This window comes from Tenacibaculum litoreum, assembly GCF_964513915.1.
Lineage (GTDB): Bacteria > Bacteroidota > Bacteroidia > Flavobacteriales > Flavobacteriaceae > Polaribacter > Polaribacter litoreum.
Genome location: NZ_CAZEQS010000002.1, coordinates 514477 through 531311, shown reverse-complemented (window position 1 = coordinate 531311; position 16835 = coordinate 514477). Strand labels below are relative to the sequence as shown.

Annotated in this window: 19 protein-coding genes; 8 read left to right on the top strand and 11 right to left on the bottom strand. The window is 31.1% G+C overall.

Going from position 1 to position 16835, the window contains the following annotated elements; all coding sequences use genetic code 11:
* The first annotated feature begins 72 nt into the window (after positions 1-72).
* The 7 genes from ACKTTR_RS03780 (at position 73) to ACKTTR_RS03750 (ending at position 5679) form a co-directional block, all read left to right on the top strand.
* Positions 73-600 (top strand): mechanosensitive ion channel domain-containing protein, encoded by a 528-nt coding sequence (locus tag ACKTTR_RS03780; RefSeq protein ID WP_408026596.1) that lies wholly within the window; start codon positions 73-75, stop codon positions 598-600.
* Between the two features lie 404 nt (positions 601-1004).
* A complete protein-coding gene (locus tag ACKTTR_RS03775) occupies positions 1005-2396 on the top strand; it encodes an arginine decarboxylase (protein WP_408026595.1) in 1392 nt (463 codons plus the stop codon).
* A 14-nt stretch (positions 2397-2410) separates the two neighbouring features.
* Positions 2411-3349: an agmatinase gene (gene speB, locus ACKTTR_RS03770; protein ID WP_408026594.1), complete on the top strand. Its 939-nt coding sequence runs from the start codon at positions 2411-2413 to the stop codon at positions 3347-3349.
* 1 nt (position 3350) lies between these two features.
* Entirely contained in the window at positions 3351-4130 is a 780-nt protein-coding gene (locus ACKTTR_RS03765; RefSeq protein ID WP_408026593.1) for an RMD1 family protein, read from the top strand.
* Between the two features lie 12 nt (positions 4131-4142).
* Complete coding sequence (locus ACKTTR_RS03760; protein WP_099216029.1) at positions 4143-5111, top strand: deoxyhypusine synthase family protein; 969 nt, start codon at positions 4143-4145, stop codon at positions 5109-5111.
* A gap of 4 nt (positions 5112-5115) precedes the next feature.
* A complete protein-coding gene (locus ACKTTR_RS03755; RefSeq protein WP_408026592.1) occupies positions 5116-5397 on the top strand; it encodes a hypothetical protein in 282 nt (93 codons plus the stop codon).
* A gap of 21 nt (positions 5398-5418) precedes the next feature.
* Positions 5419-5679, top strand: coding sequence for a hypothetical protein (locus tag ACKTTR_RS03750; RefSeq protein WP_408026591.1), 261 nt, complete (start codon positions 5419-5421; stop codon positions 5677-5679).
* Between the two features lie 38 nt (positions 5680-5717).
* Here ACKTTR_RS03750 and ACKTTR_RS03745 read toward each other — a convergent pair whose 3' ends face one another.
* From ACKTTR_RS03745 to ACKTTR_RS03705, 9 genes are all read right to left on the bottom strand, one after another.
* Positions 5718-6143: a TerB family tellurite resistance protein gene (locus ACKTTR_RS03745; protein WP_408026590.1), complete on the bottom strand. Its 426-nt coding sequence runs from the start codon at positions 6141-6143 to the stop codon at positions 5718-5720.
* A 2-nt stretch (positions 6144-6145) separates the two neighbouring features.
* Positions 6146-6475: a hypothetical protein gene (locus ACKTTR_RS03740; protein WP_408026589.1), complete on the bottom strand. Its 330-nt coding sequence runs from the start codon at positions 6473-6475 to the stop codon at positions 6146-6148.
* Between the two features lie 474 nt (positions 6476-6949).
* Positions 6950-7222 carry a hypothetical protein gene (locus ACKTTR_RS03735; RefSeq protein WP_408026588.1) on the bottom strand — a complete coding sequence of 91 codons (273 nt, stop codon included), beginning with the start codon at positions 7220-7222 and terminating at the stop codon, positions 6950-6952.
* A 2-nt stretch (positions 7223-7224) separates the two neighbouring features.
* Positions 7225-7500: an ATP-dependent Clp protease adaptor ClpS gene (locus ACKTTR_RS03730; RefSeq protein ID WP_121146033.1), complete on the bottom strand. Its 276-nt coding sequence runs from the start codon at positions 7498-7500 to the stop codon at positions 7225-7227.
* Positions 7501-7505: 5 nt separating this feature from the next.
* Complete coding sequence (gene prmA, locus ACKTTR_RS03725) at positions 7506-8339, bottom strand: 50S ribosomal protein L11 methyltransferase (protein WP_408026587.1); 834 nt, start codon at positions 8337-8339, stop codon at positions 7506-7508.
* Positions 8339-9097, bottom strand: a complete 759-nt coding sequence (tpiA, locus tag ACKTTR_RS03720) for a triose-phosphate isomerase (protein WP_408026586.1) — start codon at positions 9095-9097, stop codon at positions 8339-8341. The genes prmA and tpiA overlap by 1 nt, the downstream gene beginning before the upstream one ends.
* Before the next feature lie 41 nt (positions 9098-9138).
* Positions 9139-9633 (bottom strand): TlpA family protein disulfide reductase, encoded by a 495-nt coding sequence (locus tag ACKTTR_RS03715; RefSeq protein ID WP_408026585.1) that lies wholly within the window; start codon positions 9631-9633, stop codon positions 9139-9141.
* Between the two features lie 4 nt (positions 9634-9637).
* Complete coding sequence (locus ACKTTR_RS03710) at positions 9638-10117, bottom strand: TlpA family protein disulfide reductase (protein WP_408026584.1); 480 nt, start codon at positions 10115-10117, stop codon at positions 9638-9640.
* Between the two features lies 1 nt (position 10118).
* Entirely contained in the window at positions 10119-11195 is a 1077-nt protein-coding gene (locus ACKTTR_RS03705) for an ABC transporter permease (protein ID WP_408026583.1), read from the bottom strand.
* A gap of 63 nt (positions 11196-11258) precedes the next feature.
* Between ACKTTR_RS03705 and pyrF the strand changes: the two genes are divergently transcribed.
* A complete protein-coding gene (pyrF, locus tag ACKTTR_RS03700; RefSeq protein ID WP_408026582.1) occupies positions 11259-12071 on the top strand; it encodes an orotidine-5'-phosphate decarboxylase in 813 nt (270 codons plus the stop codon).
* Between the two features lie 105 nt (positions 12072-12176).
* Here the strand turns inward: pyrF and ACKTTR_RS03695 are convergent, their stop codons facing one another.
* Both ACKTTR_RS03695 and ACKTTR_RS03690 read right to left on the bottom strand, forming a co-directional pair.
* Positions 12177-13673 (bottom strand): RagB/SusD family nutrient uptake outer membrane protein, encoded by a 1497-nt coding sequence (locus ACKTTR_RS03695; protein ID WP_408026581.1) that lies wholly within the window; start codon positions 13671-13673, stop codon positions 12177-12179.
* Positions 13674-13677: 4 nt separating this feature from the next.
* Positions 13678-16788, bottom strand: a complete 3111-nt coding sequence (locus tag ACKTTR_RS03690; RefSeq protein WP_408026580.1) for a SusC/RagA family TonB-linked outer membrane protein — start codon at positions 16786-16788, stop codon at positions 13678-13680.
* Between the last annotated feature and the right edge of the window lie 47 nt (positions 16789-16835).

The window sequence follows — 16835 nt, the reverse complement described above, 5'->3', positions numbered from 1 at the left end:
AATCAAATATAATTTTTTATTTTGAGATTATATTTACAAAACCAGAAGTATATTTGTATAAAAAACTGAATAATGAAAAATCGTTTTTTAGAATTGTCCATATACAACCCGTTTTTACAATTCTTGCTTTTAGTAGCAACACTATTTTTTTTGATTTATCTTACTAAAAAACTTACTAGATCTTACATAGTAAAAAATGCTATTGAACCCCACAGGAGAAAACTAATTTTAAATCTTAGTTATTTTTTATATTACACCTTGGCTTTATTTATTTCATTAATCATTTTTGGCATTAACTTTAAAGAGGTAATTGTATTTGCTTCTTCAATACTTGCAGTATTAGGAGTTGGGTTTTTCGCGCAATGGTCAATTTTATCAAACCTAACAGCTAGTATAATTTTATTTTTCTACCACCCTATGCGTATAGGTGATACTATAAAAATTATAGATAAAGACTTCGACTTACAAGGTGTTGTTAAAAACATAACAGGATTTTATGTTCTGTTATATATGCCCGAAGAAAAAAGAGAAATCACCATACCTAATACAACTATTTTATACAAAGGAATTGAACTAATTAAAAAGCAAAAAAGAACCTAAACCACTGTGAGTTAATTTTTTAAAAAAAATAAAAAAAAGTTTGTTGTATTAAAAAATAGTTTACATTTACCACATCTTATTACATAAGTCAAAATGTTATGTTTTACTTATTTCGGCAATAACTTCTATGGGAAGATAGTTAGTTATTTAGTGTTTGAGAAGCACAACCGAAAAATTAAGGTTTCTTCCAACTTTCAATACTCTCTACCACTGAATTTTTATAAACAGTGCGGTGATTGCTTAGCTTTAAGAGTCTAACTATTCATTTTATTTTGGTTTAACATCTTGTTGTAAAACAACAACGAAACTTGTTATACACTTTATTTAAAAAAGTTCTGGCATACGTCATTACTGCTTTTTGAATGATTTTCTGTACCCAACATACAGATTCAACTAAAATAATAATGAATACTAAATATAAAGACTTAATAGAACAAACGTTTGATTTTCCGCAAGCGGAATTTCATACAGAAAACAATAATTTATTTTTTCACAACATTGATATGATGGAATTAGTGAAACAATACGGAGCACCGTTAAAATTCACCTATTTACCTAAAATATCAGAAAATATAAACAAAGCTAAAAGCTGGTTTCATAAAGCAATAGAAAAACACAATTATCAAGGTAGTTATAACTATAGTTATTGTACTAAAAGTTCACACTTTAAATACGTTTTAAATGAAGCTTTAAAAAATGATATACATATTGAAACATCTTCTGCTTTTGATATTGATATTGTAAAATCACTAAAAAAAGAAGGAAAATTAAGCGATGATGCTTATGTATTATGTAACGGTTTTAAACGCGACCAATACATTGCTAATATCGTAAGCTTAATTGATGGTGGACACACAAATTGTATACCTATAATAGACAATTATGAAGAGCTAAACTTATTACTGGATGAAACTAGAAGTAAGTTTAATGTGGGAATTCGCATAGCTTCTGAAGAAGAACCTAAGTTTGAGTTTTATACTAGTCGTTTAGGAATTGGTTACAAAAACATTGTATCTTTTTACGAACGTGAAATAGCTAATAATCCACAAGTAGAGTTAAAGATGTTACATTTCTTTATCAATACAGGAATTAGAGATAATGCCTATTACTGGAACGAATTATTAAAGTGTTTAAGAGTATATACAAAACTTAAAAAAGTATGTCCAAGTTTAGATAGTTTAAATATTGGTGGAGGCTTTCCTATTAAAAACTCACTAGCGTTTGATTACGACTATGAGTATATGGTAGATGAAATTATCAACCAAATAAACCTTGCTTGTAAAGAATCTGGTGTAGAAGTTCCTAATATTTTTACTGAGTTTGGAAGTTTTACTGTAGGTGAATCAGGAGGAGCTGTGTATGAAGTATTATATCAAAAAAAACAAAATGATCGTGAAAAATGGAACATGATTAACTCTTCTTTCATTACAACATTACCAGACTCTTGGGCTATTAACAAACGTTTTATCATGCTTCCTCTTAATAAATGGAATCATAGATACGAACGTGTTTTATTAGGTGGTTTAACTTGTGACAGCGATGATTATTACAACTCAGAGCAACATGTAAACGGAATTTATCTACCTGTATATGAAAAAGAAAGTCCATTATATGTAGGTTTTTTCAATACAGGAGCATATCAAGAAACTATTGGTGGTTTTGGTGGTTTACAACACTGTTTAATACCAACTCCAAAACATATATTAATTGACAAAAACGAAAATGGTGATTTAACCACCAAATTATTTAAAGAACAACAAAAAAGTGAAGAACTATTATCTATTTTAGGGTACTAGTAAAAAATATAAACATGAAAAAAAGAAATTACGCAGGAATACCTGACCAATACGCAAAATTAGAAAATGCCAAAGTAGTACTTATTCCTGTTCCTTACGACGGAACTAGTACTTGGCAAAAAGGAGCTGACAAAGGTCCTGAAGCATTTTTAGACGCTTCAGAGAACATGGAATTATATGATATAGAAACTGATAGCGAAGTATATAAGGAAGGTGTTTATTTAGCGGATGCTGTTACAGAAGATTCTTCTCCAGAAGCTATGGTAGAAGCTGTGCATGCAACAACTAAAAAATTTATTAATAAAAATAAGTTTGTAACACTTTTTGGTGGAGAACATTCAATTTCTATTGGTACTATTCGTGCTTTTAACGAATGTTTTAACAATCTTACTGTTTTACATATTGACGCTCATGCCGATTTACGCAAGGAATATGAAGGTAGCTCTTGCAATCACGCTTGTGCTGTATATGAGGCGAGTCAAACGACTAACTTAGTACAAGTAGGTATTCGTAGTATGGACATATCAGAAAAGTCTTCTATGAATATGGATAAAGTCTTTTTTGCACACGACATGGCTGTAAATGAATACTGGATGGATGAAGTTATTGATCAATTAACAGGTAATGTTTTTATCACTTTTGATTTAGATGCTATTGACCCATCATTATTACCAAGTACAGGTACACCAGAACCAGGAGGATTGTTTTATTACGAAACTTTAGAGTTTTTAAAGAGAGTATTTACTGAAAGAAATGTAGTTGGTTTTGACATTGTAGAGCTATGTCCTAACGAAAATGAAAAATCTTCAGACTTTTTAGCAGCTAAATTATACTATAAAATGTTGAGCTATAAGTTTTCTTCTACCATGGAAGATGAAGAAGATTATGATGATGACGAAAGCTCTCCATTTAACAAATTAGCAAAGTTTAAAAGCGACGACGACGATTATTAAAATGCACTTACAAACAATTGCATATCATCTTGAAAAACGAATAGCACTTAGTGCTATTCGTTCACAGTTTGAATCGTATGAGTTAATAAAAAGAGAACATTCTTTTTTACTATATAAAATCGCAAACAATTCATACATCTATATAAAAGATTATGGAAGTGTTGTTTTTATGAACTGTACAGATGATTTAACTAATCAAATTGTTAGTTTTTTAATTAACAAAGAAAAGTTAGTTATCAATAATTTACCTTCAGAAAAATATAATATCACTTTTTCTGATACTATAGAAGTTGATTTCGGAACTATTCAAGTTAAAGAGTTAAATGATGATGTAGCACATATCATTATGCTTAACCTAGCACAATCGGTAGCATTGATGAACTATGTAAATAAAACATCTGATTTGCATGACAAAACATTAGTATATTCTAAGCAACTAGAAAAAACTGGGAGTTTTAAACTCTCTAAAATTCAAATGAGAAAATTTATTGGAAAAACCATGAATTTAAAAAACAACATTGCTGAAAACCTGTTTGTTTTTGACTCACCAGATGTTGCTTGGAACAATAAAGACTTGTCTGATTTAGATTACAAATTAAAAGATGAATTAGACATTATAAAACGTCATCAAGGAATTGAAAATAGTTTAAATGTAATTAAAGAAAATTTAGATTTATTTAACGATATACTACAGCATAAATACAGTAGCATGCTAGAATGGATTATCATAATCCTCATTCTTTTTGAAGTAGTACAAGTAATTGTTGAAAAATCAATTTAACAAAATAAAAAAATGAACAAACCTATAACCAATTTTATAGAAAAATACTTTTTACACTTTAACGCAGCTGCATTAGTAGATGCTGCAAAAGGGTATGAAGCACAACTAGAACAAGGCTCTAAAATGTTAGTATCATTAGCAGGAGCTATGAGTACAGCAGAATTAGGGAAAATTTTCGCTGAAATGATTCGTCAAGATAAAGTGCATATCATTTCTTGCACTGGAGCAAATCTTGAAGAGGATATCATGAATCTAGTTGCTCACTCACATTATAAAAGAGTACCAAACTATCGTGACTTAACACCACAAGAAGAATGGGACTTATTATTAAAAGGATTAAACCGTGTTACCGATACTTGCATTCCTGAAGAGGAAGCTTTTAGACGTTTACAAAAACATATTTTTAAAATTTGGAAAGATGCAGAAGAAGCTGGTGAACGTTATCTTCCACATGAATTTATGTACAAGCTTTTATTGTCAGGAGTTTTAGAAGAGTATTATGAAATCGATTTGAAAGACTCTTGGATGTATGCAGCAGCAGAAAAGAACTTACCAATTGTTGTTCCTGGATGGGAAGACAGTACTATGGGAAATATTTTTGCTTCTTATGTAGTAAAAGGAGAACTAAAAGCTTCTACTATGAAGTCTGGTATTGAGTATATGACTTTCTTGGCGGATTGGTATACTGAAAACTCAGAAAACGGTATCGGGTTTTTCCAAATTGGAGGAGGAATTGCTGGAGATTTCCCTATTTGTGTAGTACCAATGCTATATCAAGATTTAGAAAGAGAAGACACTCCTTTCTGGAGTTATTTCTGTCAAATTTCAGATTCAACCACCAGCTACGGTTCTTATTCGGGAGCTGTTCCTAATGAAAAGATTACTTGGGGAAAACTAGACATTGATACTCCTAAGTTTATTATAGAAAGTGATGCGACTATTGTCGCTCCATTAATATTTGCTTATTTATTAAAAATGTAACCTTATGAAAAGAGTTATTGTAGACTATGCTAAGTTAACTACTGATATTTTAGATTTATTGGTAGAGAGGTATCCTGATGGATACGATCATTCGGACATTATTTCCTTTAAAAATAGTAAAGGAGAAACAGTTAAAGCTGTAGAGGTAAATACTGAAGATACTCTTTTTTTAGTAAAAATAAGTTCTCAGCTACAACAATCAATGGAAGATCATGAAACTGATGATGAGGATAGTGATGATACTTTTGATGAAATTGAAATAACAGGCGATTTTGATAATGAATAAATAGTAAATTGTATTTAAACCATGGCTTATTATAACTCACAAGAAACAGTTACATTAGTCGGCGTTTATCAAGGATATACAAACGGCTATTATGTTTTCGAATTAGAAAACGGAGATATTATTGATTTTGAACAAATCAACAAAAAGAATCTTGAGCATTTAGATTTAAAATCATCAACTTATAAAAACAAAAGTTTTGAAATTACGTACAAAGAAATTTTTGATGATATGGATGATGAAGATCTTGTAATTTTTAAGTTAGAAAACTTGCAGTTACTTTAAAAATAAATCCCATTCTGTTTAGAATGGGATTTTACTTTTTATAGGATGTTTAATATCGATTTATACTGATCTAAATCTATCTTACCACTAAAAACCTTTGTGGTTTTAGAGATTATCTCTTCTGCTCTTTCTTGTGAAAAACCAAGCTGAATAGCATACCTCAAAATTAATTTTAACTCAGCCTCATCTATTTCGTGATCTGAATAAATTATTTTAAATAAATCTAGTAAACGCTCTAACCTATCATCAGTTTTTGCTTGTGGCACAACTGGATATTTTTTAGAGTTTTCCACAATATCTTGATACTCTGCCTCCGTTATATCTAATTTTCTAGCAAAACGATTCACTAATTTTTCTTCATCTTCATTTAAATCACCATCAATAATAGCAAGATTAACAATAGCGCTAAAGTGCGCTACATTATTTCTATGCTTACTTGATTCGTATAAATCTACAATACTCATAATTATTCTATTTTTTTTATTGATTGTAACACAGGTATCTCAATTTCATCATCTGACATCTTATAATCATATGTAATTTCAAATACCTGATCTACAAATTTATCATCTTTTAAGTTATAAATTTTTAATATTTTCTCTGATATGGTTTCAAAGGTTATTACATCTTCATCTCCCTCTTCATTTTCAAACAAAAAAGTATAACCATACTCATCATAACCCTGAAAAGTTGCTACTGTTTTTATAGGCTCTAAAATTTTATCTTGTTTAGTAGCAAAAGCCAAACTTACCCCAACAAATAATATAAAAACTGTTTTTATAATAGTGTTTTTCATTTTCTTTAAAATTATTTAGTTAATAAACTTTTATCTTGGATATTACCCACAACAAGTCCAAGTTTCTTTTAGCAAAAACTAGTTTTAGTTATGCTCGTGGCGTCTAAAGAAAATGATGCTACATAGGCTTTTATTGTTACTATTTCACCTATATAAATATACATTTTTTTTCACTCTTTTTTACCAGACATTTAATTATTTTTTAGTTAAAAACTCAATAAAAAAGACCTTAAACTTCCGCTTAAGGCCTTTTCGTCTAACCAAACTTAGTATAAAAACTAACTACTACTATTTTCAAACCTTTAAAAAACTTCTCTTTGTAAGCTTTAAGCAGAAAAGAGAAGTTTTGCATTTAAGAGGTCATATTTTTAATCAAATTTTATTCTTTTCTTTTGCTTACACTATTATGACACGATAATTTTTAATTGGTCACCTAAAAACATAAAAAAAACTCAAAAAAAGTTTTTTGAGTTTTTAATACAAATATTTTCTAAGTACTATTCTATGTTCTGGTATAGATTTATCGTAGTTTTCAACTAATAATTCTAGTATTTCTGGTGGTTCTTTCCCTATACCTTTTTTTGATTTATATTTTGATACGTAAAGATTATATTGTGATTCTTTCTTTTCAAAAATTAAAAAATGTTCTTTGTTCAGTTCTGAAAAACTTATTTCGTTTTCTTTAAATGTACCAGAGTCATCTTTAAAAAAATCTGAAAATTCGTAATACCTAAAAATGTTCTCCATTCTTATACTATCTCTGCTGATAAACCTAACTCTAATAATTTAGAGCATCTTGGTTCTAAATCTTTATACTCTCCCGTTTTAACCGAGCATTTACCTTTATAATGTACTAAGATAGTACATTGTTCCGCCTGCTCTAATGTATGATCACATACAGTTACAAGGCTATCAATTACAAAATCAAAGGTATTTACATCATCGTTATGCAAAACAATTTCGTGCTTTCTTGTTTCATTTAATAAAACATCAAGCTCTTCTTGAATTTTTTCTATCGTACTCATTTGTTTTATTTTTGATACTGCAAAGCTACCCAATTATTTCTTTTTATGGTATCTTTTAATGTTAAACTGTACTTAGACACCTCATTATCAATCACTGGAATATCTTCACTGTAAAATCCACTTAATAATAAAACTCCTTTTTCTGTTAAGCAATTTGTGTAAGTTTCCATATCATTTAACAAAATATTTCGGTTGATATTCGCTATGATAACATCATATTTTTTTCCTTTTAATAAGGATGCATCTCCTTCATAAACCGAAATATGTTTACAGCTATTTCTTTCTACATTTTCTAATGAATTCTCATAACACCAAGCATCAATATCTATAGCATCAATAGGTTGTGCTCCTTTCATTTCTGCAAAAATTGCTAAAATCCCTGTACCACATCCCATATCTAATACTTTTTTATTTGCTACATCTAAATTAATCAAATGTTGTACCATCATGTGTGTAGTTTCATGATGTCCCGTACCAAAACTCATTTTTGGCTCAATAACGATATCGTACTTCAAGTTAGGATCTTCATGAAATGGGGCTCTGATACTAACCAAATCATCTACTTGAATAGGGTTAAAATTCTTTTCCCATTCTTCATTCCAATTAGTTTGCTCTATTTCTTTATGTTTATAGTCAATTGAAAACTCTTCTGAGTTTAAAACAAAGACATCATTTAAAATATCTTTATTCCAATCTTCTTTTTGAATATACGCTATAACTCCGTTTTCATTTTCTACAAAACTTTCGAATCCTAGAACACCTAACTCAGCAATTAGGATTTCTGTAGTTGGTTCTTTCGGTGTTACTTCAAAAGTATATTCTATATAAATATTGTCCATTAAATTGATTTAATTATTGCTGCAAAATCTTCAGCTTTTAATGCTGCTCCACCTATTAAACCTCCATCAACATCTGGCTTAGAAAAAATTTCTTTAGCGTTGGCTGGTTTTACACTTCCTCCATATAAAATGGAAATGGTATCAGCTATTTCTTTCCCATACTCTTTAGCTAAAAGTTCTCTTACAAAAGCGTGCATTTCTTGCGCTTGCTCTGGTGAAGCTGTTTCTCCCGTTCCAATTGCCCAAACAGGCTCATACGCTAAAATAATATTTTTAAAAGCTTCTTCTTTTAGGTGGAATAATGCTTTTTTTACCTGACTTTCTACAACTCCGAAATGATTTCCTGACTTTCTATCTTCCAACAGTTCACCAAAACAAAAAATCACTTCTAATCCATTTTCTAAAGCTGCATCTACCTTTTGAGCTAATAACTCATCAGTTTCACCAAAGTACTCTCTGCGTTCAGAGTGCCCTAAAACTACTATGTTCACTCCTAGGTTTGTTAACATATCTGCAGAAACTTCTCCTGTAAATGCCCCATTTTTAGATTGGTGCATATTTTGTGCAGCAACTTCAACAACAGACTTTTTAGTCTTTTTAGTAGCATAGTGCAGGTTTACAAAACTAGGAGCTATGATTACTCTTGTGTTTTCTCCTAAACCTTTTTTAACTTCTTTCTTTATTCCCTTGATTAATTCTTTTGCTTCATCAAGATTTTTATTCATCTTCCAGTTACCTGCAACTACTTTTTGTCTCACGTGTATTATTTTTTCTGGTTATTGATTTTGTGTTTGCAAAATTACATTATTTCTAGGCTTTGACGAATTAAATTATCAGTGGCTTTTGTCGCATCAAAAACAATTATTTTTCCGTTCTCATCAATTACTAAAAATCTCGGAATCCAATTTAAGCCTAAAAACTTACCAAACTCTCCCTCCCAATCCGATTGCATAAAATAATGGTCTCCTTCTATATTTAGACGTTTAATACCATTTTTCCAATCTCTCTTATTTCTATCTAAGGATAAAAAAACATACGCAGCTTCTTTATATACTTCTTGAATGCTCTGTACTTCTGGAATACTTTTTAAACAATCTGGACACCATGAAGCCCAAATATCTATTAATATCTTTTTCCCTTTATGTTTTTCTAAAATTTTATTGAAAGGTACTTCATTTCCTTCTAAAGAAATAAAAACATCCTCCAAAGCTTTTCTAGAAAAATGATCTGGGGCTTCTTTTGAACAGCTTAATAAGGTTAATCCAATAAAAACTACTATCACTATTTTTTTCATGTTATTATACTTTGTTTTGAAGTTTGTCTGACACTTTAGATGATTTATAAACGCTAATTTTTCCTTCTTCATCAATCATCAAAAACCTTGGAATTGTTTTTAATTTTAAAAATTCACCAAGCTCTCCTTTTCCTTTTTTTGGAATATAATAATGTTGTCCTTTTACAGGGATACTTTCTAAACCTCTTTTCCAATCATGGTATGAATGGTCTACTGATAAAAAAACATATACAAGTTCAGGATTTTTCTTTTGAAATGAAACTACATCTTCAAAGCTCTTTTGACTATAAGGACAATAGGTTGCGAAGATTTGTACAAAAATTTTCTTCCCTTTATTTTGTTTTAAGATTTCCTTAAATGGAATTGACTCTCTTTCTAAAGTTAACAGTTCTTCATTCAAAGATGTTTGAGTAAAGTGTTTTGGCTGAAAAACAGCACAACTTGACAAAAAAACTATGACGATTAATAGACAAAATTTTCTCATTTTATTGTAACCTTATTCTTGGATCTAACCAACTATATAAAATATCTACTATAATATTTATGATTATAAATAACGTAGCCACCACTAAAACAGCTCCCATAATTACGGGTAAATCGAGAGTATTTAGCGAGTTCACTATTTCTTTTCCTAATCCATTCCAGTTAAAAATATATTCCACAAAAACCGCTCCAGCCAACATAGAAGCAAACCATCCAGAAATTGCTGTTATCACTGGGTTTAACGAGTTTTTTAAGGCATGGTTTTTTATTACTTGGTACATTGTTAATCCTTTCGCTTTTGCTGTTCGAATGTAGTCTTGATTTAAGGTTTCTAACAATGAATTCCTCATCAATTGGATTACTACCGCTAATGGGCGAATTCCCAATACTATTGCTGGTAATACCAAATTCTTCCATTTAATATGCATTCCTTCACCAAAATCATCCACTTCATATAAACTTCCTGTCATTTCTAAGTGAGTGTATTTATGCAACACAAAACCAAACAACCAAGCAAACAATATAGCTGAAAAAAATGAGGGAACACTCATTCCTAAAGTACTGACTACAGCTATGAATCTGTCAAAAAAAGTATCTTTAAATAAGGCGGAAAAGACTCCTAAAATAATTCCTAAAATTAAAGCGATAGTTATGGCAACTATTGCTAAAATTCCCGTATTAGGTAAAGTTTCTTTAATCACTTCGGAAACATTTTTACCATTCTTTTGAAATGATTGACGTAAATACGGAGTTTTTACAACCACCTCTGTATTTCCTATAGAAAATAAGGGGTAAGCATTGTATTTATCTTCTGATAAAAAAGTGTAATTTCCTCTATTCTTACTATGAAAAGACAATGGAGAAACATCATTCAAATAATACAAATACTGAGTAAACACAGGTTTATCGAACCCATATTTTTTTCGTATATTCTGTAATTGTTCTGTGTCTTCTCGCTGGTCTAACATCATGCGAGCAGGATCACCTGGTAGGATATTAAACAGTAAAAATATTACAGTAACTACCCCAAACAGTGTTAAGAATCCGTAAAAAATTTTGTTAACGATATATTGAAACATATATAACAAAGATAACAGAAACTGCTAAATTTATGTACTTTTGCCTAACTTTTACAACAACACATGACAACACAACAACTTGTATCTGAAATTCGAAAAAAGAAATCGTTTTTATGTATTGGACTGGATGTTGATTTAAACAAAATTCCAGCTCATTTACTTCAAGAAGAAGATCCTATCTTTGCCTTTAACAAAGCCATTATTGATGCTACTCATCATCTTTGTGTAGCTTACAAACCTAATACTGCTTTTTATGAAGCTTACGGAATAAAAGGGTGGAAATCTCTTGAAAAAACGATTAATTACTTAAACGAAAAACATCCTGAAATTTTCACCATTGCTGATGCTAAACGTGGTGATATTGGTAATACTTCAACCATGTATGCAAAAGCTTTTTTTGAAGACTTAGCTTTTGACTCGGTAACTGTAGCTCCGTATATGGGTAAAGATTCTGTTGAACCTTTTTTAGCCTTTGAACATAAACATACTATTATGTTGGCTTTAACTTCTAACCAAGGTGCTTTCGACTTTCAAACAAAAACAGTTGATGGTAAGGAATTGTACAAACAGGTTATTGAAACTTCTAAATCTTGGAAAAACTCACAAAATTTAATGTATGTAGTTGGCGCTACTAAAGCTGAATATTTAGCTGATATCAGAAAAATTATTCCTGAGAGCTTTTTATTAGTTCCTGGGGTTGGTGCCCAAGGAGGAAGCTTAGAAGAAGTTTGTAAACACGGAATGACTGACACTGTAGGATTACTAATTAACTCTTCTCGTGGAATTATTTATGCTTCTAACGAAAGTGATTTTACTAAAGCTGCCACAGCTAAAGCGAAGGAGTTACAACAACAAATGGAAAATGTTCTAAAATAAAAAAAGCCAAGGTTAATAACTCCTTGGCTTAAAATTAATTCAAATAACTACATTAAATGGAGAACAAAATTTAATGTAATTAGCTTCTTATTCACAACAAAGAAACTATCTTGGATTCTGAACCATATTAGGATTCGCATCTATTTCTTCTCTGGGAATTAACCACTCCCATCTGATATCTCCTACCGGTACCTGTAACACATTGCCTGCTAAAGCTGCACTATGATTAGCCCCAGTTCTATCTAAAGGTAAATTCAGTCTTTTTAAATCTAAAAATCTGAATCCTTCTCCCCAAAGTTCTACTCTCCTATGAATCATAATCTCATCAATTAAAGCTTGCCCAGTATTAGACGATAAAGTATAATTTGGATCTCTAGTTATAATCAAATCATACAAAGTTTGTGCTGCTAACCCATCTTGATTATCTCTGGCGAGTGCTTCTGCTTCTATTAAATACATTTCGGCTGCTCGCATATGTGGTACATCAACTCTACTATCTGAAGCGCTGACAGCTAAAAACTTTTGACTTGTGTAAGGATATCTTGCATGACTAGATGAAATTGAGTATCCTGATGGAAGATCATTATGTTGACCTGTAGGATCCCATAATGTTTTTCTAACATCCGTACTAGAAATTTGATCATATAATAATGAATTAATAGACCTAGGATTTCCTCTTATTGCAGAGGAACTAAAGTTTCTTGACATATATCCACCAAAAGAACCAAATCTGTCATTTTGATCTTCAGCTATAATACTTGCCCACATGAATTCTGGGTTTGATGCAGCATTAATCTGAAAGCCATTTTTATAGGTATCAAAATCCATTAGAGTATAACCTTGTCTAGCTAAAGATGCCATATTTGCTGCTTCAGCCCACCTACCTTGTGTTAACAGTACTCTTGCCTTAATCCCTCTTGCTACTCCTTCCCCTAGATTAGATTTTTTATCTCCTCCATAGTTTAAACCATTAAGTAGGGCAATAGCATCATCTAAATCATTATTAATTTCTGTATAAACTTCTTCTACAGTATTTCTAGGTAGCTTCTCTTCTAATTCGCTTTTCTTGTAAGGAACGCCTAACTGAGAATTACCTCCTCCTATTTTATACCTTTCTCCGTATACTTGAACCAATTGATAGTGTGCCCAAGCTCTATAAACCAAGGCCTGTCCTTTAATAGCTTTCTTATCTTCATTAGATCCTTGTGCATTATCTACTCCATTTATTAGAACATTTGCATTTGCAATAATTCTATAATAAGTTCTCCAAGGAAATTCACTGTAAAAATCTGTATCACTCCTTCCTGCTGTCCACTTATAAACTCTATTAAACCACTGTTCTCTATGCACAACTTGATCTTCACCCATACAATCTAAATGTATGTAGTGTCCACCTATTCCTGCATTACCTTGAATATCATTCCATCTCTGATATAAAGATCGATGAACCCCGTTTAAAACAGCATATGCATTGGTTGTTGTTTTTACTGCTTCAGAAGCTGCTACTTCATCTGTTGGAACAGTATCTAAAAAATCATTCTCACAAGATTGACTCGTAAAAACAAAAAATCCTAATATCAATATATAAATAAATTTTTTCATTTTTTTAAAGTTTTAAGTTTAAACCAAGAGTAATAATTCTAGATGGTGTATAAACATTAGAAGTATTACCATTAAACTGTTGTTGAACATTTAATCCTTTACGAGCATTTATTGAAAATAAATTTTCAGCACTTATATACATTCTCAATCCTGCTAACCCTATACGCTCAATTGCATCAGACTTAAAGTTATATGAAAGATTAACTTGTCTTAAATTTAAAAATGAAGCATCTGTTAACCATCTATCTGATGTTCCACTCCATTGACTAGACAATGCTGCATCCATTCTTGGTACATCTGTAACATCTCCTGGTTGCTGCCATCTATTTAAAATGTCAATACTTTTTGCTGTACCATAACCTCCAGACTCCATTATTCCTGCATAATTAAGATCTAATGACTTTCCTCCTATTTGATATGTAAATAACGTCGTTAAGCTAAACCCCTTATACTTAATATCGTTTGAAAAAGAACCTGTTAAGTCTGGAATAGCTGACCCTGCATAATGAAATCTTGCATTATTAGAAAAAGGAGTGACGGCTACACCGTTTATGGTTCTTACACCTGATGCTTCTGGATCTTCAGCTACAAATAACCCTGATCCATCTGAAGGATCAACCCCATACCAATCTCTAATCCAATAATCAAAAAGACCTTTTCCTACTTTTAACTTTTTAGTCCCATTAATAATTTCTTCTTGTGGCAATTTTGTAAACTCATTTTGAAGCGTTGCTGCATTAACATTGAACGTCCAAGTAAAATCTTTTTTCTTAAAAATATCATAAGATAAGCCTACTTCAACACCTCTATTAAATAAGGTCCCTATGTTCTCTTTCTTACTATCAGCTCCATCAGAAAAAGCTACTGGTACATCAAAAATTAAGTTTTGAGATTCTTTATTATAATATTCTACAGATCCTCTAAGTCTATTAAATAACTCAAACTCAATAGCTACATCAAAATTAGCACTAGTTTCCCAAAGTAAATCTGGGGCTCCTAAACTTGATCTAATAATTCCTGGTTCACCAAGATTATTATTATCCAATGCAAACAATGCTAAATGAGGATAGTACCCTATTCCTCTGTTATTCCCTAACTCACCATACGATGCTCTAATTTTCAACAAATTAACCCACTCTACATCAGACATAAAACTTTCTCTATCCATACTCCATGATCCTCCTAACGACCAAAAAGTCCCCCATCTTTTATCTTGAGAAAATCTTGAAGATCCATCCCTTCTTACTGAAGAACTTAAGTAATACTTATTATTGTAATTATAATTAACTCTTCCAAAATAACTCTCATCATTATTCTCATCTCTTTCAGAGCTTAAGTCAGTAGTATTCACGTAATTAATCAACTCAAAATTCCCTGCTGCAATTTGTTTTGTTCTTGTTCCACTAAAATCATCAATCGCCAAACTCTGACTTTCATGACCTGCTAAAAACTCAAAATTATGTTCTTCAAAAGATACATTATAATTTAAGAGTTGATTAAACCCTATTGTCGCTGTTCTAACATATTGTTTAAAACCTAAACCATCAGGAGCTCCATCTCCTATAATTTTATTCCAGAAAAAAGTATTATATCTGTCTTGTTCTTCATAACTTAAGTTAGTTCTAAAGTTCAATCCTTCAGCTAAACGAAAATCAGCATATGTTTTCAAATTAACTGCTGTAATTTCATCAAAATCTCTATCTAATTGCCTTTCTACAACAACATGTCTTCCTGTGCTTGCTCCACTTGGTCTGTTATCTTCAATATCAAAAACCTTATCTCCATTCTCATCTAATATAAATGCTCCAGTCACAGGGTCATGAGCATATACAGGATAAATTGGCCCCATGTTTCTAGTAAACCTAAAAGGGTTTCTAAAACTATTACTACCCCCTAAATTTGATTGATTTCCTTCCGTTAAAGCTCCTGATATATTTGCTCCTAACTTTAGCCAATCCTTCGCTTGATAATTTACATTTACTCTTGCTGTTATTCTCTGGTAATCTGAATTTATTAAATACCCCTCCTCGTTTAAGTACCCTAATGATGCATAAAAATCAGCCTTATCGGATTTTCCTTGATAACTTAAATCTATGTTTCTTCTTATACCTGTTCTAGTAACAGCTCCTTCCCAATCAAAATCATTGTATAATAAACTTGCATTGGGATTTAAGTTACCATCAACTCCAACTATATTATCATTAGGAACATTAAAAGGGTTGTAACCTAGAACTCCAAAAATATTATTTGTAGCTGACTGATTAGCCACTGTTAAATCTGCAGATGTGTCAACTCCTGGTATTGCCATTGAGTTCCTTAGAGATTCCCACATAATTGGATAATATTGTTGCGCGTTTATTCTATCATACTCAGGAATAGCCCTTTCTACAATACCTGTAGAAATACTTAAATTTATCTCACCTACTTGACTTCTTCCTGTCTTTGTAGTCACCATAACAACCCCATTTGTTGCTTTGTTTCCATATAATGCTGTTGATGAAGCATCCTTTAGTATTGTAATACTCTCAATATCGTTAGTATTTATATTACTTAAATCTCCATTAATAGGAATACCATCTACAACATAAAGCGGTGCATTTGAAGCTCCAAAAGAACCAAAACCTCTTATTCTAATACTTTGACCTGAACCTGGCTGACCACTAGCAGCTGTTGCAATAACCCCCGGGGTAGCTCCTTCAATAGCTGCAGACAAATTTGCTGTTGGTCTTGTCTCTAGAGATTCAGAACTAATTTTAGCTACTGACCCTGTCAATGCCTCTTTAGAACTTGTACCATAGGCTACAACTACTACTTCGTCTAACAAGTTAGTATCCTCTTCCATTTTAATATTTAAAACAGAAATAGCACCAATCGTTCTTTCAATAGTTTTGAGTCCCACAAAGCTAAAAACAAGTATATCTCCTCGATTTGCTTTTATGGAGTATTTACCATCAAAGTCTGTTTCGGTACCTCTATTAGTACCTTTAATAATCACACTAACTCCTGGTAATCCCCCAGTTTCATCAGTTACTGTTCCTGTAACCTTTTTTTCTTGTGCTAAAACTGAAATGCTTATTAGTATAAACATTAGCATTAGATAATTTTTTAATTTCATAAATTATTTTTTAAACTTAAAATTCTCATTGCAAGAACCTTAAAATT